The organism is Rathayibacter sp. Leaf299 (assembly GCF_001423055.1).
Taxonomy (GTDB): domain Bacteria; phylum Actinomycetota; class Actinomycetes; order Actinomycetales; family Microbacteriaceae; genus Rathayibacter; species Rathayibacter caricis.
This window is the reverse complement of record NZ_LMNT01000005.1, coordinates 177,011-195,130: the sequence shown is the minus strand read 5'-3', so window position 1 is coordinate 195,130 and position 18,120 is coordinate 177,011. Positions and strand designations below refer to the sequence as shown.

The window sequence follows — 18,120 nt, the reverse complement described above, 5'->3', positions numbered from 1 at the left end:
CCTGTCCCGGATCGGGGGGCAGGAGTTGCGGGAGCGGCCTCGCCGTTGCTAACGGAGCGCCTCGAGGCGCCGGTCGAGGCCGTCGCGCACCGCCGGCCACTCCTCGCGGAGGATCGAGTGCACGGCCGTGTCGCGCCATGATCCGTCGGCCCGCCGCTGATCGTGCCGCAGAACCCCCTCGAACGTCGCGCCCAGGCGGAGGATCGCGGCCCGCGACCGCGCGTTGGCCGCGTCGGCCTGCAGCTTCACCCGCGAGTAGCCGCTGTCGAACGCGAGGCCGAGCAGCAGCCGCTTCGTCTCGGGGTTCACCGCGGTGCCCCACACCTCGGGCGCGTAGGCGGTCCAGCCGAGGTGCGCCGCCTCGCGCGTCTCGTCGAAGTCGGCGAGCGCCGTCGCCCCGACCACCCGCCCGTCGACGAGGACGGCGCACGGCAGTCCCTCCCACGGGTAGTAGCGGCGGACGAAGGCGCGGAAGGCGGCCGGATCGGGATCGAGTCCGGCTGCTCCTCCTCCGTAGCCGCCGGCGAAGACCTCGGGGCGCGCGATCGCGGCGTGCAGGCCGTCGAGGTGCTCCTCGCCGAGCGGCTCGAGCACGACGATGCGGCCGACGAGGCGCACAGGGCCCGGGCGGCGCGGAGGGACGGGAGCGGAGTCGGTCACCCGGCCATTCTGGGTCCCCTCCGCCCCGGCGAGAGGTCCAAACCGCGTGCCAGCATGGGGTCCATGGCCGACTCCGCGCTGTTCGAGACCTCCGCCGCCGCCTTCGTCCGCCTGCTCGAGCGGATCCGCGACGACCAGTGGACGCTGCCCGCCCTCGGCGAGTGGGACGTCCGAGGGCTCGCCGGGCACACCTCGCGCGCGATCCTCACCGTCGAGGCGTACCTGGCCGCCCCGGAGCCGGCCGAGGCGACGGTGCCGGACGCGCTCGCGTACTACGGGGCCCTCGCCGGCAACATCGGCGACCCGGCGGCCGTCGCCCGGCGCGGAGTGCAGGCGGGCGCCGCGCTCGGCGACCGGCCCGCGATGGTCGCGGCGGAGGCGCTGCGCCGCGCGTCAGCGCGTCTCGCCGAGCAGCCGCCCGGTCGGCTCGTCGCGGTGGGGCCGCACTCCCTCGCGCTCGACGAGTACCTCCGCACCCGCGTGCTCGAGCTGGTCGTGCACTCCGTCGACCTGTCGCGCGCGACGGGAGCGCCCCACGGGCTGCCCGGCCCCGCTGTCGAGGCGGCCTGCGCGCTGGCGGGGTCACTCGCGGCGAGGTCCGGGCGGGCGGAGGAGTTCCTCATGGCGGTCAGCGGCCGCGACGGGCTCCCGGCCGGCTTCTCGGTCGTCTGACCCCGGGCACACGAAAGGGCCGCCGCTCCGGATCCCTCCGGGCGACGGCCCTCCTGCACACCCGGCGCACCCTCGCTGACCGAGTAGGCCGCTCACGGCCGTATCGAGATCCGCATCCGCCCTACTGCCGGCGGAACCAGACCCCGCTCAGGCCACCGCGAGCGCGGCGACCGGTGAGACCGTCGTCGCCCGGCGGGCGGGCAGCACCGCCGAGACGACCGTGATCAGCACGCCGACGGCCACCACCGAGACGAGGACCCCCACCGGGATCGTCGGCGGCACGAGGCCGATGCCCTTCATCGAGCCGAAGATCGCGATCGCCCCGCTCCAGCCGTAGACGACGCCGAGCACGAGGCCCAGCAGCGCCGCGGCGAGCACCATCTGCGCAGCCTCGAGCACGACCATCCAGCGCACCTGCGAGCCCGTGAATCCGAGGGCGCGGAGCAGCCCCAGCTCGCGGCGCCGCTGCAGCACGCTGAGCGAGAGGGTGTTGACCATGCCGACCGCGGCCAGGAGCACCGAGAAGCCGAGCAGGACGCTCATGATCGCGGTGCTGACCGACACGAACTGGTCGAGCGCCGCGAAGAGCTCGGGCTCCATGTCCTCGGACATCCGCATGATCGTGGCGAAGGTCGCGGCGGCGACCGCGAACATCGTGACGAGCGTCACTCCGATCACCAGCCCGATGACCGCGCGGGCGCTGCGGGCGGGGTTCCTGATGGCGTTCGCCGAGGCGAGGCGGGCGACGGACCCGCCGCCGAACGCCCGGCCGACCAGCGAGGTCAGCGGAGGCAGGAGAACGGGGGCGCCGAGGATGACGCCCGTGAACGAGACCATGCCCCCGACGAGACCGAGCAGCACGCCGTACGGGCTCACCAGTCCGGCCACGACACCCGCGCCCAGGAGGACGAAGCCGAGCACGACGAACGCGATCGCGAGCGCGTTGCGTCCACGACGTCCGCGGAGCTCGTCGTAGCGCGGCTCCGCGGCGGATCCCGCGGCCTCGGCCGGCGAGACCGAGAGCACGCGCCGCGATCCGCCCCACGACGCGATCACGGTCGACGCGATCACCGCGGCGGCCGGCAGCACGAGGCCCGGCGAGACGAGCGGGTAGTCGATGCGCGAGAACGTGCCCGTGGCGAAGGCGAGCTCGGCGCCGGCGGCGACGAGCGCGACGGCGGCGACGAGGCCGATGACCGCGCCGAGCACCCCCTGCACGAGGCCGTTCCGCACCACCTCGGCGCGCAGCGAGCGACCGGAGGCGCCCAGCAGTCGCAGCAGCGAGATCTCGCGGGTGCGCCCCGCGATGACGGTCGACACGGCGTTCGAGGTGACGATGCCGCCGACGAACACGGCGATGCCGAAGAACACCGCGCCGACGACTCCGAGGGTCGTCGCGGCCTGCTCGATGCCGTCGAGGCCGGCGTCCTGGAACGCGGCGACCATGTCGGCGACGACCATGACGAGCACTCCGCCGAACGCCGCCGAGAGGGCTGCGACCGTGACGATCGCGCCTCCGCCCTGGTGGGAGCCCGTGCGCACGCCGCTCACGCCGCGGCCTCCATCTCGAGCATCGCGCGCGAGACCTCCTCGGCGCTCATGCCGCGGCGGTCGTCGACGACGGCGCCGTCGCGGAGGAACACGATGCGGTCGGCGTACGCGGCCGCGATCGGGTCGTGGGTCACCATCGCGATCGACTGGCCGTACTCGCGGGTGGAGGCGCGCAGCAGCGTGAGGACCTCGCGGCCGGTGCGCGAGTCGAGGTTGCCGGTGGGCTCGTCGGCGAAGATGAGCTGCGGCCGGGTCGCGAGGGCGCGGGCGATGGCGACGCGCTGCTGCTGGCCGCCCGAGAGCTCGTAGGGCCGGTGGGTGAGGCGCTCGCGCAGCCCGAGCGACTCGATGAGGCTCGCGATCCACGCCTCCTCGTCGGCCGTGACGCGGCGGCCGTCGAGCTCGAACGGCAGGCGGATGTTGCCGCGCACGTCGAGCGTGGGGATCAGGTTGAACGCCTGGAAGACGAAGCCCACCTCGCGGCGGCGGAGCATCGTCAGCTCGGCGTCGCCGAGGCCGCTGATCTCGGTGTCGCCGAGGAACACGCGCCCGTCGGTCGCCGTGTCCAGGCCGGCGAGGACGTGCATGAGGGTGGACTTGCCGGAGCCGCTCGGACCCATGACGGCGGTGAACTCGCCGCGCTGGATCGAGAGGGTGACGCCGTCGAGGGCGACGACGGGGGGCGTGCTGCCGTACAGCTTGCGCACGTTCTCGACGCGCGCCACGACGGTGGAGGTCTGGTTCTGCATGTCCTCGACGCTACGGAGCGGGCCGCGTCGCGGGCGTCGCCCGAGGGTGGTCGCCCGGTCATCCCAGCGGGGGACCGGAGGTGGTCCTCTGTAGGGGCGGCCCAGGATCAGCGGGCGCGGAGTCCGGCCCGGCGGAGCGCGAGGGCGGCGAGGGCCCGCGTCGCCCCGGGGTCGCCCGTGCGCCACCCCGGGACGGCGTCCGGGTGCGCCGCGAGGATCTCGCGCGGCGACGCCTCCGTCAGCGCACGCAGCGCCAGGAGCTCGGAACCCGCGGCCGTCGTCCCCAGCGCCCGGAGCTCGGCGGTGCGCCGGGCGAAGCGCAGTCGCGGGCGCAGCCAGAGCACGGCCAGGAGCAGGAGCGGCAGCCCGCCGACGGCCAGGCCCGCCACGATCGCGAGGGCTCCCGCGAGCTGCTGCTGGTCGCGACCCGCGGCGGCCAGCACGGAGCCGGCTCCGCTCGCCTCGTCGAAGGGCGCGCGCACGGCGTCGCCGAGCAGCGGGATGCCGCCGAGCGTCGTCCCGGCGTCGGACATGGTGGAGCCGAAGCCGCTGCCCGCGCTCTCGAGGCGGCGTCCGATCTCGGCCAGCCCGGCGATCAGGCTGCCCACGGCGACGCCGGCCGCGATCGCGATCACGGCGACGGCGACCGCCAGGGCGTCGGCCGTGATCTGCCGCGCACGCACGGCGGGGAGGTCCGCGTAGATCTGCATCCGCCGATCATGCCCCGCCCGAGCCCACTCGTGTTCACAACGAAGGAAGGATCCACCTCAGGGGCCGGCGATCCCCGTCGATCCGTCGCCACCCGCAGATCCTTCCTTCGTTGTGAACGCGGCCCGGGCATCGGCCCTCCTCCCCAGCCCCCTCACGCCCGAGATCGGTGCCTGGAAGCCGTGCCGAGCGCTCCCGGTCCTGCCCGCCGCCGCGACACTGCGTTCATGGACCTCGACGCAGTGCTGATGCGCCACGGCGGCACTGCCAGCAGGGCGGCCCTCGTCGAGGCCGGGCTCAGCAGCCGTCATCTGACGGCCGCCGTCGCCGACGGCGCCCTCGTCCGGGGCCGCCGGGGACAGTACGCCTCCGCCCGGCTCCCCTCGGAGGTGCTCACGGCCTTCCGGATCGGAGGCAGGCTCGCCGCGACCGATGCGGCACGCTCCCACGGGCTGTGGGTACTGCGATCACCACGGCTCCACGTGCACGTCGCACCGAGCACCGCGCGTGTCGACCCACCCCGAGACGTCCGGCTCCACTGGGACCCCGCATGGCCCGACGACGAGCCGCTCCGCGTCTCGCCCGCGCACGCCCTCCTGCAGCTCGGACGTTCCGTGGGGGTCGAGGACATGCTCGTCGCTCTCGAGTCGGCGAGGGAGCAGCGTCTCGTCTCCCGGGACGACCTCGTCGAGCTGCGACGGCTCTGCCCGGTCCGACTCCACGAGTTGCTCGCCTTCTCCCGTGATGACGTCCAGAGCGGTCTCGAGTCCCTCGCCCGCTGGCGGCTCCGGTCGATGGGCGTCATCGCGATCGCCCAGGCCTGGATTCCGGGGGTCGGCCGCGTCGACCTCCTGATCGGCCGCAGCCTCATCATCGAGCTCGACGGCCGGTCGACGCACGACTTCGAGAACGACCGTCGTCGCGACACGGCGGCCGCCGTCGACGGCTACGTCACTCTCCGCTTCTCCGCGAGTCAGGTGCTCACGCGGTGGCCGGAGGTCGAGCGCGCGATCGTGAGCGCGATCTCACGCGGACTGCACCGCCTCTGAGCGGGTCAGTCGAGGAGGTCGTGCAGGACGACGACCTGCTCGCGCTCGGGGCCGACTCCGATGGCCGAGAAGCGGGCGCCGCTCATCGCCTCGAGGGCGCGGACGTAGTCCTGCGCGGCCTGCGGGAGGTCGGCGAACGTGCGGCAGCCGGTGATGTCCTCCTGCCAGCCGGGGAACTCCTCGTAGATCGGCTTCGCGTGGTGGAAGTCGCTCTGCGAGACGGGGACCTCGTCGTGGCGCACGCCGTCGACGTCGTAGGCGACGCAGACGGGGATCGTCTCGAGGCCCGAGAGGACGTCGAGCTTGGTGAGGACGAAGTCGGTGACGCCGTTGATGCGCGCGGAGTAGCGGGCGATCGGGGCGTCGTACCAGCCGCAGCGGCGCGGGCGGCCGGTCGTGGTGCCGAACTCGAAGCCCTGCTTGCGGAGGTACTCGCCCCACTCGTCGAACAGCTCGGTCGGGAAGGGGCCCGCGCCGACGCGGGTCGTGTACGCCTTGATGACGGCGATGACGCGCTCGATGCGGTTGGGGGCGACTCCGGAGCCGGTGGCGGCTCCTCCGGAAGTCGCGTTCGAGGACGTGACGAACGGGTAGGTGCCGTGGTCGACGTCGAGCATGGTGGCCTGGCCGGCCTCGAAGAGCACGGTCTTGCCGGCGTCGAGCGCCTGGGCGAGCACGAGCGAGGTGTCGGCGACCATGGGGCGCAGGCGCTCGGTGTACTGCAGCAGATCCTCCATGACCTGCTCGACGAGGATCGCGCGGCGGTTGTAGACCTTCACCAGCAGGTGGTTCTTCTGGTCGAGGGCGCCCTCGACCTTCTGACGGAGGATGTTCTCGTCGAAGAGGTCCTGGATCCGGATGCCGACGCGGTTGATCTTGTCGGCGTACGCGGGGCCGATGCCGCGGCCCGTGGTGCCGATCTGGCGCTTGCCGAGGAACCGCTCCGTCACCTTGTCGAGGGTGCGGTGGTAGCTCGTGATGACGTGGGCGTTGGCGCTGACGAGCAGCTTCGAGACGTCGACGCCGCGGGCGCTCAGCGCCTCGAGCTCGTGGAAGAGCACTTCGATGTCGACGACGACGCCGTTCGCGATGACGGGGACGACGCCCGGCGTCAGGATGCCCGAGGGGAGCAGGTGCAGCGCGTACTTCTCGTCGCCCACGACGACGGTGTGGCCGGCGTTGTTGCCGCCGTTGAACTTGACCACGTAGTCGACGCGGCTGCCGAGGAGGTCGGTGGCGCGTCCCTTGCCCTCGTCGCCCCACTGGGCGCCGGTGATGACGATTGCTGGCATGGCGTGTCCTTCTCGACGGGGAGTGGGCGCCCGGCCCGTTTCGGGTCCACCGGGCCTCGGCGGGCCGGCCCGGCATCGAGATGCCGCTTCTGCGCGACCAGCCGCTCGATTCTAGCGGAGCGGCTCCGGGGGTGCTCAGGAGGCGGAGGGGATGCATCGCCGAGCAATGCTCTCGAATCCGACACACGGCGTTCACACATCCGGCCTAGGTTCGAAGACGTTCACTCTCCACCCATCACGCGAACAGGACACCGATGCGCCGATACCGCGCTGCCAGCCTCCTCGTCGTCGCCGCCCTCGGAGCGGCCACCGTCGCCCCCTCGGCGGCAGCGGCCACCGTCGACGACGGCCTCGAGCTCACCCTCGTCTCGACGACCGACACCCACGGACACGTCTACAACTGGGACTACTTCGCGAACGCGCCCTACGAGGGCGAGGACACCCTCGGCCTCACGCGCGTCGCGACCGAGGTCGACCGCCTGCGCGCCGAGAAGGGCGACGAGTCCGTCCTCGTCTTCGACAACGGCGACGCGATCCAGGGCACCCCGCTCACCTACTACTACGGCCTGGGCGACGGAGCCGCGGGCGTCCTCGCGGGCGAGACGACGCATCCGATGGCCGCCGCGTTCAACACGATCGGCTACGACGCGCAGGTCGTCGGCAACCACGAGTACAACTACGGCCTCGACATGCTCAGCTCCTACGAGGGCGATCTGAACGCCCCGCTGCTGGGCGCGAACGTCGTCGACGTCGCCACCGGCGAGCCGTACCACGAGCCCTACACGCTGATCGAGCGCGAGATCGACGGCGAGACCGTCACCGTCGGCGTCCTCGGCCTCGTCACCCCGGGCGTCCGCGTCTGGGACAAGCAGTACGTCGACGGCGTGCTCGAGTTCCGCGACATGGTCGAGACCGCGAAGGAGTGGGTGCCGAAGGTGCAGGCCGAGGCCGACGTGGTCGTCGTGCTCGCGCACACCGGTCAGGGCACCGTCGCCGACGCCGACTACGACCCGGCCGACCTCAACGAGGACGTCGTCAACAACATCGCGACGCAGGTCCCCGGCATCGACGTGCTCGTCGCCGGGCACAGCCACCAGGACGTGCCGCAGACGCTCTACACGAACGTCGCCGGCGAGCAGGTGCTCGTCACTCAGCCCTACTACTGGGCGCAGGGCCTGACCGAGGTCACGCTGAACCTCGTGCCCGATGCGGCCGGCGACCTGCAGGTCGACTGGTCGGCGGGCGAGGCGCCGGTCGCCGAGGCCGTCTACGCGCGCGACATCCCGGAGGAGTCGACCGCTGTGCTCGACGCGCTCGCCGAGGCGCACACGACGACCATCGACTACGTGAACACCCCCGTCGCGGAGTCGGTCGAGGAGCTCTCGGCCGAGACCTCGCGCTACGAGGACACCCCGATCATCGACTTCATCAACTCCGTGCAGGCCGAGACGGTCGACGCCGCGCTCGAGGGTACGGAGTGGGCGGACGTCCCGGTGATCTCGCAGGCGTCGCCGTTCTCGCGCACCGCGGTCTTCCCGAAGGGGCAGGTCACGATCCGCGACATCGCGGGCCTCTACATCTACGAGAACACCCTGCGCGGAGTCGAGATGACCGGAGCCGAGGTGCGCGAGTACCTCGAGTTCTCGGCCCGGTACTTCAACCAGGTCGCGCCCGGCGCACCGTTCGACCCGGCCACGGGAACGAACGCGATCACCGAGGACCGCCCGACGGGCATCCCGGACTACAACTACGACGCGCTCTCGGGCCTGGACTACGTGATCGACATCTCGCAGCCCGCGGGATCCCGCATCCGTGATCTCACCCAGCTCGACGGCACCCCGGTCGCCGACGACGACGTGTTCGTGATGGCGGTCAACAACTACCGTCAGAGCGGCGGAGGCGCCTACCCGGCCGTCGCCGCGGCTCCGCTGGTCTACGACGAGCGGCTCGAGATCCGCCAGCTGCTCATCGACTGGGCGACCGCGCGCGGAGTGATCGACCAGGCCGACTTCTTCGACGCGAACTGGTCGCTGACCTCGGTCGCGGCTCCCGTCGCGCCCGCCCCGACCGAGCCGGGCACCCCCGCGCCGACCGAGCAGCCCACGGCCGCTCCGTCGCCGCAGCCCACGGCCACGGCGGTGCCGGTCGCCGGAGGCGGGAACTCGGGCTCGCTCGCGCACACCGGCTCCGACGCGGCCGGCTTCGCGGGCGCCGCGCTCCTGCTGCTGCTCTCGGGAGCGGCGCTGACGATCCTGCGGCGCCGCCGCACGGCGTAGCGAGCGCCGCGCCCCGCGGGCTCCCTCCGCGGGAGCACCTCCGGCTCGTGGAATCGCGTTCGGCTCGCGGAATCGTCCTGATTCCGCGAGCCGGACGTCGTTCTGCGAGCCGGACGCCTCTGCGCCGGCGGGCGGATCGACCTCCGGCTCGTGCGAATCAGTTCGGCTCGCGGAATTCTCCGGGCCTTGCGAGCCGAACGTGATTCCACGGGCCGGACGTGAGGCCGGCGTACCGAGCCGCCTCAGCGGCGGGCGACGATGCGCTCGGTGCCCGTCCACGTCGGCAGGGGACCGTGGCCGTCGCGGACGACGGAGACGACGGCCGCGGCGATCGCCCAGACGATCAGGGCGGCGAGGACGATGAGGAAGACCATGGCGAACTCCTTCGCATTCGGGCGCTCTCTGCGCCGATCACGACGATCCGCGTAAGACCCCGCCGGCCGCATCGGGCGATCGCCCTATCCCTCCCGATCCCCGCCGTTCCGCGGATCGGGACGCACGTTCCGCCCGGGTGGCACCGCTCAGCGCCCCGGGATCCACGGGGCGGGACTCGTCCAGCCGCGCCCGCGCTCCTCCTCCGCTCGTCGGATGAGGCGATCGCCCGATGCGCCGCCGCGCACTCCCGCGGGAGCCTCCTCTCACGCCCGATGAGAGGACCGAGATGATGCTGAGCGACCACTCCTTCCCCGCGCTGCTCGAGGAGCGCGAGCGCCGCCTCGCGCAGGACCTCGAGCGCGAGCGGCTGCGCCGGGAGCGCGCTGCGGAGACCTGCCGACCGCCCCTGATCAGCCGCCTCCTGCCCGTGCTCCGCCGCGGTCCCGCCCGCCTCTGAACGACTCCGCCGCGTTCCGGTCGAGCACCGGCGCGAAACCGACATCGCGCGTCGCGGAGCCCCTCCGGTGTCCGTGCCCGGTGGCACCATGACTCCCATGCCGATCCCGCCCTCCCCGTCCGTCCTCGTCGGTCGTGACGACGACCTCGCGGCCCTGCGGCGCGCCTACGAGCGGATGCTCGTCCAGGGTGCGCGCGCGGTGGTCGTCGGCGGCGAGGCCGGCATCGGCAAGAGCAGGCTCGTCGCCGAGTTCGTGCAGCGGCTGCCGCCCGAGGCCCTGGTGCTCCGTGGGCAGTGCGTCGATCTCGACCGCGACGCGCCTCCCTACGCGCCGATCACCGCGCCGCTGCGCGAACTGGCGCGCGTGGTGGGGCCGGAGGAGCTCGCCGCGCTGGCGGGCGCCTCGGTCGAGGGGCTGCGCATCCTGCTCCCCGAGCTGCCCGGGAGCGGCGAGCCGGCCGCGGCCGCCCCGCCCGTCCTCGAAGCGGTCACCGTCGCCCTCGAGGCGGCGTCGCGCGTGCGTCCGATCGTGCTGGTCGTGGAGGACCTGCACTGGGTCGATCCGGCGACGCTCGGAGTGCTGCGCTTCCTCGTGCGCGTCGCGACCGCCGGCCGGATCCTCGTGGTCCTCACCTTCCGCAGCGATCAGCTGCGCCGCGGCGATCCCCTGCGCGCCTGGCTGCCCGAGCTCGAGCGGAGCGACCGCGTGCAGCGGCGCGAGCTCGCCCGGCTCGACCGTCGCGGCGTCGAGGCGATGGTCGCGTCCCTCCGCGGTGCCGCGGTCGCTCCGCGCGATCTCGCGCTCGTCGTCGAGCGGACGGAGGGGGTGCCCTTCTTCGTCGAGGAGTTCGCGCGCGCCGAGGCGGCGACGGTGCCCGAGTGCTACCCCGAGTCGCTGCGCGACGTCCTGCTCGCCCGGTACGAGGGGCTCAGCGAGCCGACGCAGAAGATCCTGCGCACGCTCTCGGCGGGCGGCACCTGCGTCGAGCACGACCTCATCACGGTGGTGCACGGCGACGCCGACTCGGTCGAGACCGCCGCGCGCGAGGCCATCGCCGGCGGGGTGCTCGTCGTCGACGGCAGCAGCTACAGCTTCCGGCACGCCCTCGTGCGCGACGCCATCCACGACGAGCTGCTGCCCGGCGAGCGGGTCAGGGCGCACACCTGCTACGCCGAGGCGCTCGAGTCGCGGGGCCCGTCCGCCGCGTCCGAGATCTCGTACCACTGGATGGCCGCCCACGACGCCGAGCGGGCGTTCGCCTCCTCGCTCGATGCCATGGCGCACGCGCGCGCCTCCTTCGCCCACGCGCTCGCCGCCCGCATGGGCGAGCGGGCGCTCGAGCTGTGGGAGCAGGTGCCGCCCGACGCCCGCGGGCGCGACCGGGCCGAGCTCCTCGGCTCGACCGCGCACCACTTCCGCGATGCGGGGGAGAGCGAGCGGGCGGTCGCCCTGGTCGACGAGGCGCTGGCGATCGAGGGCCTGGGTGCCCCGTGCCGGGCGACCCTCCTGCGTGACAAGGCGTCCTACCTCGCGAACCTCGGCCAGGTCGGCTCCGTCGCCCTGCTGCGCGAGGCGCTCGCCCTGCTCGAGGGCGGGGAGCCGAGTGCCCTGCGCGCACGGATCCTCGGCGAGCTGGCCGCCCGGCTGATGCTCGAGGCCGATCTCGTCGAGGCGGTCGCGGTCGCCGATGCGGCCGCCGCCGAGGCCGAGGCGGTCGGGTCGCAGGGGCGCCGGAGCGTCGCGGCGAACATCCGCGGCATGGCGCTCGTCGAGCTCGGCCGGATCGACGAGGGGCTGGAGCAGCTGGAGCTGGCCGGCGCGCTCGCGGGCGAGGACGACTCCGCTCGGCTGCGCTACTGGCTCAACCTCTCGGACGCGCTCTCACTCCTCGGGCGGTTCCGCGAGGCGGTGGCCGCGGGCGAGCAGGGCGCCGAGCACGCCCGTCGGCACGGGGTCGCGCGCACGCTCGGCGCGATGCTGATGGCCAACACGGCCGACGCTCTCGCCTCGACCGGCGAGTGGCGCCGCGCCGAGGAGCTGCTCGACCGCGCGCTCGAGCTCGACGCTCCGCTGGGGTTCGCGGCCCACCTCCAGCGCCGCAAGATCTGGACGGTCCTCTGGCGCGGAGACCGGGCGCAGGCGGCGTCCCTCCTGGCCCGCTGGCGGCAGCCGCTGAGCCGTCAGCTGCGCACCGAGCGGCTCTCGCTCGTGGGCCTGGCGAAGGTCGCCGGAGCGATCGCGCTCGAGAACGGCGACGTCGCGGGCGCGTGGGCCGAGGTCCGCGACGCGATCGGGCCCGAGCACCGGCCGCTCCCCTCCGCCGATCTCTTCCTGCTCGTCGTCGTGGCCCGCATCGTGGCCGCCGCGCGCCGCGAGGGCGTCGTGCTCCTCGACGCGCAGGGCGAGCGGATCGACGCCGAGGCGCGGCTGCGCGAGATCCTCGCGACGGCGGCCCGGTGGCCGACGGGCGCCGCCCTGATCGCCGTGATCGAGGCGGAGCTGGGAGGCGCCTCGGGAACGGGGGACGACCCCCGCGCCTGGGCGGTCGCCGCCCGGGCGAACGAGGCCGACACGGCGGAGGTGCACCTGCTCCCCTACTCGCGGCTCCGCCTCGCCGAGGCGCTGGCGGCCGTCGGCCGGCGCGACGAGGCCGAGCGGGAGGCGCAGGAGGCGCGGGCCGTGGCCGAGCGGGCCGGCCTGGGGCTCCTCGTCGACGCCGTCGACCGCTTCGAGCGCCGACTCGGCCGTGACGCGGGGGCGGGTTCCGGAGCCGCGTCCGGCTCGGGTGCGCTCGGCACCGAGCCGTTGACCGACCGCGAGCGGCAGGTCCTCGCGCTCGTGGCGCAGGGGCTCGGCAACCGCGCCATCGCCGAGGAGCTCTTCATCAGCGTGAAGACAGCGAGCGTGCACGTCTCGAACATCCTCCGCAAGCTCGGCGCGGCCACCCGCACCGAGGCGGCGTACCTCGCCCGTCGCTCGGGCGGCTGAGCCGCCCCGCGCGAGGGAACCCCGCCGCGACCTCAGACGCGGCGCCGCCGGGAGCGCCAGGCCGCGAACGCCCCGGTCGACCAGAGCGCCCAGATCACCAGCAGCGGCTGGAAGACGAGCCGGATCGCCCGCGCGGCGTCCGTCTCGAGGCCGAAGGCCGACGTCCGGGTGACGAGCTGCGAGACGTTGCCCGGGAACACCGCCACGAAGAACGCCGCGACCACGACTCCGACGACCACCCGCCACCGCGCCAGCAGCACGAGCGCCAGCCCCAGCGCGATCTCGACCACCCCCGACGCGACGACGACGGTGTCGGGATCGAACGGGAGCCACGGCGGCACCTGCGCCTGGAAGGACTGCCGCGCGAAGGTCAGGTGGCCGACCCCCGCGGTGACGAGCACGAGACCCAGGAGGATCCGGGCGATCGTGCGGGGCACGGAGCGGCCTGCTGCGCGAGAGGAGGACGAGGAGGCGGGCATGCCCCCAGTCTGCGCTCGGCAGCGCGCCGGATGCGCACGCGAGCGGGTCCGCAGACCGTCGGACGCGCGTTCCCGCGCCGCCCCGTATCCTCGTAACCGCCCCGTCCGCAGACCGTGAAACGAGAAGCATGAGCACCCTGCCCCGCCTGATGGCCTTCGACCTCGACGACACCCTCGCCGCCTCGAAGTCCCCCGTCGACCCGGCGATGGCCGACCTCCTCGTCCGCCTGCTGAAGGCGACCGAGGTCTGCATCATCTCGGGCGGGCAGATCGGCCAGTTCCGGATGCAGGTACTCGACCGCCTCGAGGGCGCCGACCCCGAGGCGCTCGCCAAGCTCCACCTCATGCCCACCTGCGGCACGCAGTACTACCGCTTCGAGAACGGCGACTGGACGCAGGTCTACGCCGAGAACCTCACCGAGGACGAGAAGTCCCGCGCCCTCGCCGCCGTCGAGGAGAAGGCGAAGGAGCTCGGCTACTGGGAGTCCGAGACCTGGGGCCCGATCCTCGAGGACCGCGAGTCGCAGATCACGTTCTCGGCCCTCGGCCAGGCCGCGCCCGTGCCCGTCAAGCAGGCCTGGGACCCGACCGGCGAGAAGAAGAACACCCTCCGCGAGGCCGTCCAGGCCGTGCTGCCCGACCTCGAGGTGCGCTCCGGCGGCTCCACCTCGGTCGACATCACCCGCAAGGGCATCGACAAGTCCTACGGCATGAACAAGCTCACCGAGCTCACCGGCATCCCGCTCGACGACATGATCTTCGTCGGCGACCGCCTCGACCCCGACGGTAACGACTACCCGGTCAAGGCCATGGGCGTCGAGTGCTTCGCGGTCGAGGGCTGGCACGACACCGCCGCGTACCTGGAGTCGTACGGCATCTGATCCGCGGCATCCGGACCGCTCCGCGAGGCCCTCTGCTCCGGCAGGGGGCCTCGCGTCGTCCGGGCGAGGGCCGCTGCCGGGGTCACGCGGGCGCTTCCGTAGGGGTGACGCGCGAAGCCGACCGGCCTAGCATCGGAGGCAGCCACCGCGGACGCCCGCTGGACGCGCCTCCGCACCGCCCCGACCGAGGGAGTAGCGACATGAGCACGGACGAGATGATGAAGGCCATGCCGATGGCCGACGCCGCGACGATGGACACGACCGCGATGCAGGCCTGCATCGACGCGTGCTCCGCCTGCCTCCAGGCCTGCACGATGTGCTCCGACGCGATGTCGTCGATGGACGGCATGGGCCGGTGCGCATCGATGTGCGCCACCTGCGCCGACGTCTGCCTCGCGATGATGCGCATGATGATGCGGCCGGCGAGCATGGACGCCGCCGTGCTGCGTCCGATGCTCGAGGCGTGCATCGCCGTGTGCCGCGCCTGCATGGCGGAGTGCTCCTCCCACGCCGAGATGAGCGAGACCTGCCGTCTGTGCGCGATGACCTGCGAGGACTGCGCCTCGGCGTGCGAGGCGATGCTGGCGACCCTGCCGGCCTGACCGGCGCTGCGAGACGGGCCGTCGCTCCGCTAGGGCCTGTTGAACACGATCTCGCGTGCTCCGCTCGTCCTGATCGCACGATCTGCGGCGTCGGGAATCTCGACCACTGCCCGCAGTGGCCTTCGCTTCCCTCCTTGCAGCTCGCACGATCAGGCCGTGCTCGCGACGGCGATCTCTTGTTCACCAGGCCCTAGCCGCGGGCGACGCTGATCTGCTGCGCGCCCGCCGTCAGCACGCCGTAGCGCGCGTGGAACGACACCGGAGCACCCGCGGCGAGCGCCGTCGCGGCATGGTGCCAGACGCGCTCGGTCGCGCCCGAGTCCCAGAGCACGAGCTCGATCCAGCCCTCGTCGTCGACCGAGGCGACGATCGCGTCGACCCGGCCCTGCGGAGTGGCGCGCGCCAGCCGCAGCTGCAGTGCGCCGAGTCCGTGGCCGGCCCGGTCGTGCACGCACATCGCGCCGCGCTCGCAGGCGGTGTCGACCGTCGTCTGCAGGCGGGTGCGGGGTGGCATGGCGCGTCCTCTCGTGGGGTGGTCCCCGCCACGGTAGGCGCGCACTCGGAGTCCCGCATCCGAGGGCGTCACACGGCGCAACAGCCCGTCAGCCGTCCTCGGACAGCGAGCCGCTCGACGTGCCGTCGAGGGACAGCCGGACGCGGCGCGGCAGCTTCGCGACGATGATCGCGTGCGACTCCTGCACCAGCTCGCCGGCCAGGCCCGGATCGACGCGGGCGAGGTCGACCGTGACCCAGTGCGTCTTGTTGAGGTGGTACCCCGGATCCACGCCGTCGACCCCCGCGACGAGGTGCACCACGTTCTCGGGCAGCGCCTTCACGCTGATGCAGGCGCGGCCGCGCAGCTCGGACTCGAGCGCGAACACCTTGCCGCCGACCTTCCACACCCGCGTGCCGGGGCCGAACGGGAAGCCGGGCTCCGCTCCGGGGAGGTCGGTGAGCAGCTGCTCGAGCGCGTCGGGATCCACGGAGCCAGTGTGCCGCGGTCGATGCACGGGCGCATCCCGCGATCGGGCCGGTCGGTAGACTCGCCGGGTCGATCGAGCAGCCAGCGGAGCGCCTCCGCTTTCGGTCGGCCGGAATCGGAACCCGCATGCCTGACTCCCCGGCACCCTCCTCCCCGAGCCCTGCGGCCGCGCCGCGATCGGCGCTCGGACGCGCCGCCGGACGGTACTCCCGCGCGTTCGCGGTGCCCGGATCGCTCGCGTTCTCCTCCTCGGGCTGGTTCGGACGGTTCCCGAAGGGCAGCCTCGCGATCGGCGTGCTGGTGCTCGTCACCGAGGTCTCGGGCAGCTACGCGCTCGGCGGAGCCGTCTCGGGCACGCTGACGCTCTCCCTGGCCGCCGCAGGGCCGGTCTGGTCGCGGGTGATGGACCACTGGGGCCAGCGGCGCGCCCTCGCCCTGTCGCTCCCGGTGCTCGTCGCGGCGTCGCTCGGACTCGTCGCCGCCGTGCTGCTCGGCGCGCCGATCTGGAGCTGGTTCGCCCTGGCGGTCCTCGCCGGACTCGCCGTGATCGACATCGGCTCGGCCGTGCGCTCGCGGTGGAGCGCCGCGACGTCGGACCCCGGGCTGCGGCACACCGCCTACTCGGTCGAGTCGGTGGCCGACGAGGCGGCGTTCGTCGTCGCTCCGCCGGTCGTGACCCTGCTCGCCTCCCTCGTGCATCCGGCGGCGGGCGTGCTCGTGGGCCTCGCGATCGGAGTGATCGGGAGCGGCTCGCTGCTCGCGCAGGTGCGGACGCAGCCCCCGCTCGCGGTGCGCTCCCCCGGAGGCAGGGCGGTGCCCGTGCGCCTGCCCGCGGCACTGATCGGGGTGGTCGCCGTGTTCGCAACGATCGGAGGCGTCTTCGGCTCGTTCAACGTGGCCGCGATCGCGACGGCGGAGGCCGCCGGTGCGGATGCCGCGTCGGGCCTCCTGCTGTCGGTCTACAGCATCGGCAGCGTGCTCACCGGAGTCGTCGTCGGCGCCGCGCACCTGCCCGGCAGCCCGCTCTCGCGCTTCGTCGTCGCGGGTGTCGCGTTCGGCGTCGTCGTGCCCGTGCTGGTCTTCTCGGGCTCCCTGCCCGTCCTCGCCGTGCTCGCGTTCCTCGCGGGCCTCGCGACCTCCCCGCTCCTCATCACCGGCTCGAGCCTCGTCGAGACGATCTCCCCCCGCGCCCGCCTCACCGAGGCCCTCGCCTGGCCCCCCACCGGCCTCGCGATCGGAGTGACCGCCGGCTCCTCCCTCAGCGGCCTCGCCGTCGAGTCCCTCGGCCCCCAGTCCGGCTTCACCGTCACCGCCGCCTCCGCCGCCCTCGGCGCCCTCCTGACCCTGGCCACGGCCGCGGCGCTGCGCCGCCGCTGAGGGCCCGCGTCGGTCAGGTCTCCCGGACGAGGCCTGCACAGCTGAGGCTGAGCACGCCGATCGGCCGGAATCCGTCCGCGTCGTCGCGTTCAGCCTTACTCGCGAGGCTGCAGCGTCCCGTCTGGAAGACGTGGGTCTCGATACGCCGCTCCGCGGCTACTCGACCAGCAAGGGGCGGCTCGCCGTCCCGCCCCGCTCGTGCCGCAGGCACGGCACCTCCCGCTCGTGCCGCAGGCACGGCACCTCCCGCTCGTGCCGCAGGCACGGCACCTCCCGCTCGTGCCGCAGGCACGGCGCCTCCCGCTCGTGCCGCAGGCACGGCGCCTCCCGCTCGTGCCGCAGGCACGGCGCCTCCCGCTCTCCAGAAGGTGGCTGATCGGCGTCCGGTTGCGGTGATCGCAAGGCGGAGGAGGGAGTCGTAGCGGGAGCTACGGCGACCGACGACAACGCCGCGAGCGCCGTGACCGGGCGCCGATCAGTCCTCGCCGAGGATGACTATGGCGGCGGTGGGGGGTAACGCGTCCTCGTGGTACCGCTCGATCTCGGGGATGGCGGCCGGGTCGGCCTGCTCGAGGAAGGTGGTGAGGCGCTGGACCTCGTCGGTCTCGCCGATCGATTCGGCGGCGCGGCGGAGGGCGTAGAGGGCGAGGAGGAAGCCGCGGTTGGGGCCGTGGCGCCAGGGGATGGGGCCTTGTCCGCGCCAGCCGGCGGTGCGGAGGAGGTCGAGGCCGCGGTGGTAGCCGACGCGGGCGTAGGCGTAGGACGGCAGGGCCGCGTCGATGCCCCAGACGCTGTCGGCGAGGAGTGCCCAGGCCAGCGGGGAGCGGGGGTGGGCGGCGGTGAGGGCGGCGAATTCGACGGCTCCCGGGGTCGTGTGCTTCGCGAGGGCCGCGGTGACCGCGGGGTCCTCGGGGAGGAGGGTCGGTTCGGGGCCCAGCAGGTTCTCGCCGTTCATGTCTTCAGGCTAACCCCGTCCTCCTGGGGCGTCACCGTGGAGGCCACTTGATCTTGCACAGTAGTG

Annotated in this window: 18 protein-coding genes; 8 read left to right on the top strand and 10 right to left on the bottom strand. The window is 73.5% G+C overall.

Translation table 11 applies throughout. The features are described from left to right. Positions 1-48: 48 nt before the first annotated feature. On the bottom strand, positions 49-660 hold the full coding sequence (locus tag ASF48_RS16875; RefSeq protein ID WP_055794220.1) for a GNAT family N-acetyltransferase: 612 nt from the start codon (positions 658-660) through the stop codon (positions 49-51). A 63-nt stretch (positions 661-723) separates the two neighbouring features. Between ASF48_RS16875 and ASF48_RS16870 the strand changes: the two genes are divergently transcribed. Next, positions 724-1,332 carry a maleylpyruvate isomerase family mycothiol-dependent enzyme gene (locus ASF48_RS16870; RefSeq protein ID WP_055794217.1) on the top strand — a complete coding sequence of 203 codons (609 nt, stop codon included), beginning with the start codon at positions 724-726 and terminating at the stop codon, positions 1,330-1,332. Positions 1,333-1,479: 147 nt separating this feature from the next. On the opposite strand, the gene ASF48_RS16865 is transcribed toward ASF48_RS16870, so the two are convergent. From ASF48_RS16865 to ASF48_RS16855, 3 genes are all read right to left on the bottom strand, one after another. Continuing rightward, complete coding sequence (locus ASF48_RS16865) at positions 1,480-2,883, bottom strand: ABC transporter permease (RefSeq protein ID WP_055794215.1); 1,404 nt, start codon at positions 2,881-2,883, stop codon at positions 1,480-1,482. Beyond that, entirely contained in the window at positions 2,880-3,632 is a 753-nt protein-coding gene (locus ASF48_RS16860; RefSeq protein ID WP_055794208.1) for an ABC transporter ATP-binding protein, read from the bottom strand. Before ASF48_RS16860 ends, ASF48_RS16865 begins: the two co-directional genes overlap by 4 nt. A 107-nt stretch (positions 3,633-3,739) precedes the next feature. Next, the gene (locus tag ASF48_RS16855; protein ID WP_055794206.1) at positions 3,740-4,342 is read right to left on the bottom strand and encodes a hypothetical protein; all 603 of its coding nucleotides are present in this window, start codon (positions 4,340-4,342) and stop codon (positions 3,740-3,742) included. Positions 4,343-4,567: 225 nt separating this feature from the next. Here ASF48_RS16855 and ASF48_RS16850 point away from each other — a divergent pair, with 225 nt between their 5' ends. Then, complete coding sequence (locus tag ASF48_RS16850; protein WP_055794204.1) at positions 4,568-5,389, top strand: type IV toxin-antitoxin system AbiEi family antitoxin domain-containing protein; 822 nt, start codon at positions 4,568-4,570, stop codon at positions 5,387-5,389. A 5-nt stretch (positions 5,390-5,394) separates the two neighbouring features. Here the strand turns inward: ASF48_RS16850 and ASF48_RS16845 are convergent, their stop codons facing one another. Continuing rightward, positions 5,395-6,681: an adenylosuccinate synthase gene (locus tag ASF48_RS16845; RefSeq protein ID WP_055794202.1), complete on the bottom strand. Its 1,287-nt coding sequence runs from the start codon at positions 6,679-6,681 to the stop codon at positions 5,395-5,397. Positions 6,682-6,935: 254 nt separating this feature from the next. Between ASF48_RS16845 and ASF48_RS16840 the strand changes: the two genes are divergently transcribed. Beyond that, positions 6,936-8,957, top strand: a complete 2,022-nt coding sequence (locus tag ASF48_RS16840) for a bifunctional metallophosphatase/5'-nucleotidase (RefSeq protein WP_082481664.1) — start codon at positions 6,936-6,938, stop codon at positions 8,955-8,957. A 242-nt stretch (positions 8,958-9,199) separates the two neighbouring features. Here ASF48_RS16840 and ASF48_RS20040 read toward each other — a convergent pair whose 3' ends face one another. Continuing rightward, entirely contained in the window at positions 9,200-9,331 is a 132-nt protein-coding gene (locus ASF48_RS20040) for a hypothetical protein (protein ID WP_268788524.1), read from the bottom strand. Between the two features lie 287 nt (positions 9,332-9,618). Here ASF48_RS20040 and ASF48_RS19505 point away from each other — a divergent pair, with 287 nt between their 5' ends. Then, positions 9,619-9,789: a hypothetical protein gene (locus ASF48_RS19505; RefSeq protein WP_157603207.1), complete on the top strand. Its 171-nt coding sequence runs from the start codon at positions 9,619-9,621 to the stop codon at positions 9,787-9,789. Between the two features lie 97 nt (positions 9,790-9,886). Continuing rightward, positions 9,887-12,778, top strand: a complete 2,892-nt coding sequence (locus ASF48_RS16835; protein WP_162238044.1) for an ATP-binding protein — start codon at positions 9,887-9,889, stop codon at positions 12,776-12,778. Positions 12,779-12,810: 32 nt separating this feature from the next. Here the strand turns inward: ASF48_RS16835 and ASF48_RS16830 are convergent, their stop codons facing one another. Next, complete coding sequence (locus ASF48_RS16830) at positions 12,811-13,257, bottom strand: DoxX family protein (protein WP_055794198.1); 447 nt, start codon at positions 13,255-13,257, stop codon at positions 12,811-12,813. Positions 13,258-13,385: 128 nt separating this feature from the next. On the opposite strand from ASF48_RS16830, the gene ASF48_RS16825 reads away from it, so the two are divergent. Together ASF48_RS16825 and ASF48_RS16820 are read left to right on the top strand one after the other, a co-directional pair. Beyond that, positions 13,386-14,138, top strand: coding sequence for an HAD-IIB family hydrolase (locus tag ASF48_RS16825; protein WP_055794196.1), 753 nt, complete (start codon positions 13,386-13,388; stop codon positions 14,136-14,138). Positions 14,139-14,338: 200 nt separating this feature from the next. Continuing rightward, positions 14,339-14,740: a hypothetical protein gene (locus tag ASF48_RS16820; RefSeq protein ID WP_055794194.1), complete on the top strand. Its 402-nt coding sequence runs from the start codon at positions 14,339-14,341 to the stop codon at positions 14,738-14,740. 190 nt (positions 14,741-14,930) lie between these two features. Here ASF48_RS16820 and ASF48_RS16815 read toward each other — a convergent pair whose 3' ends face one another. Together ASF48_RS16815 and ASF48_RS19700 are read right to left on the bottom strand one after the other, a co-directional pair. Continuing rightward, a complete protein-coding gene (locus ASF48_RS16815; protein ID WP_055794193.1) occupies positions 14,931-15,254 on the bottom strand; it encodes a hypothetical protein in 324 nt (107 codons plus the stop codon). Between the two features lie 88 nt (positions 15,255-15,342). After that, positions 15,343-15,723 carry an MmcQ/YjbR family DNA-binding protein gene (locus tag ASF48_RS19700; RefSeq protein WP_055794191.1) on the bottom strand — a complete coding sequence of 127 codons (381 nt, stop codon included), beginning with the start codon at positions 15,721-15,723 and terminating at the stop codon, positions 15,343-15,345. A 125-nt stretch (positions 15,724-15,848) separates the two neighbouring features. On the opposite strand from ASF48_RS19700, the gene ASF48_RS16805 reads away from it, so the two are divergent. Continuing rightward, the gene (locus tag ASF48_RS16805; protein ID WP_055794189.1) at positions 15,849-17,099 is read left to right on the top strand and encodes an MFS transporter; all 1,251 of its coding nucleotides are present in this window, start codon (positions 15,849-15,851) and stop codon (positions 17,097-17,099) included. A 475-nt stretch (positions 17,100-17,574) separates the two neighbouring features. Here the strand turns inward: ASF48_RS16805 and ASF48_RS16800 are convergent, their stop codons facing one another. Beyond that, on the bottom strand, positions 17,575-18,054 hold the full coding sequence (locus tag ASF48_RS16800; protein ID WP_055794187.1) for a DUF3151 domain-containing protein: 480 nt from the start codon (positions 18,052-18,054) through the stop codon (positions 17,575-17,577). Between the last annotated feature and the right edge of the window lie 66 nt (positions 18,055-18,120).

Excerpts from the sequence above, each read along its gene's own strand:
- ASF48_RS16870 (WP_055794217.1), top strand. The coding sequence starts at position 724 with ATGGCCGACTCCGCGCTGTTCGAGACCTCCGCCGCCGCCTTCGTCCGC.
- ASF48_RS16860 (WP_055794208.1), bottom strand. The coding sequence starts at position 3,632 with ATGCAGAACCAGACCTCCACCGTCGTGGCGCGCGTCGAGAACGTGCGC.
- ASF48_RS16855 (WP_055794206.1), bottom strand. The coding sequence starts at position 4,342 with ATGCAGATCTACGCGGACCTCCCCGCCGTGCGTGCGCGGCAGATCACG.
- ASF48_RS16850 (WP_055794204.1), top strand. The coding sequence starts at position 4,568 with ATGGACCTCGACGCAGTGCTGATGCGCCACGGCGGCACTGCCAGCAGG.
- ASF48_RS16845 (WP_055794202.1), bottom strand. The coding sequence starts at position 6,681 with ATGCCAGCAATCGTCATCACCGGCGCCCAGTGGGGCGACGAGGGCAAG.
- ASF48_RS16840 (WP_082481664.1), top strand. The coding sequence starts at position 6,936 with ATGCGCCGATACCGCGCTGCCAGCCTCCTCGTCGTCGCCGCCCTCGGA.
- ASF48_RS20040 (WP_268788524.1), bottom strand. The coding sequence starts at position 9,331 with ATGGTCTTCCTCATCGTCCTCGCCGCCCTGATCGTCTGGGCGATCGCC.
- ASF48_RS19505 (WP_157603207.1), top strand. The coding sequence starts at position 9,619 with ATGATGCTGAGCGACCACTCCTTCCCCGCGCTGCTCGAGGAGCGCGAG.
- ASF48_RS16835 (WP_162238044.1), top strand. The coding sequence starts at position 9,887 with ATGCCGATCCCGCCCTCCCCGTCCGTCCTCGTCGGTCGTGACGACGAC.
- ASF48_RS16830 (WP_055794198.1), bottom strand. The coding sequence starts at position 13,257 with ATGCCCGCCTCCTCGTCCTCCTCTCGCGCAGCAGGCCGCTCCGTGCCC.
- ASF48_RS16825 (WP_055794196.1), top strand. The coding sequence starts at position 13,386 with ATGAGCACCCTGCCCCGCCTGATGGCCTTCGACCTCGACGACACCCTC.
- ASF48_RS16820 (WP_055794194.1), top strand. The coding sequence starts at position 14,339 with ATGAGCACGGACGAGATGATGAAGGCCATGCCGATGGCCGACGCCGCG.
- ASF48_RS16815 (WP_055794193.1), bottom strand. The coding sequence starts at position 15,254 with ATGCCACCCCGCACCCGCCTGCAGACGACGGTCGACACCGCCTGCGAG.
- ASF48_RS16805 (WP_055794189.1), top strand. The coding sequence starts at position 15,849 with ATGCCTGACTCCCCGGCACCCTCCTCCCCGAGCCCTGCGGCCGCGCCG.
- ASF48_RS16800 (WP_055794187.1), bottom strand. The coding sequence starts at position 18,054 with ATGAACGGCGAGAACCTGCTGGGCCCCGAACCGACCCTCCTCCCCGAG.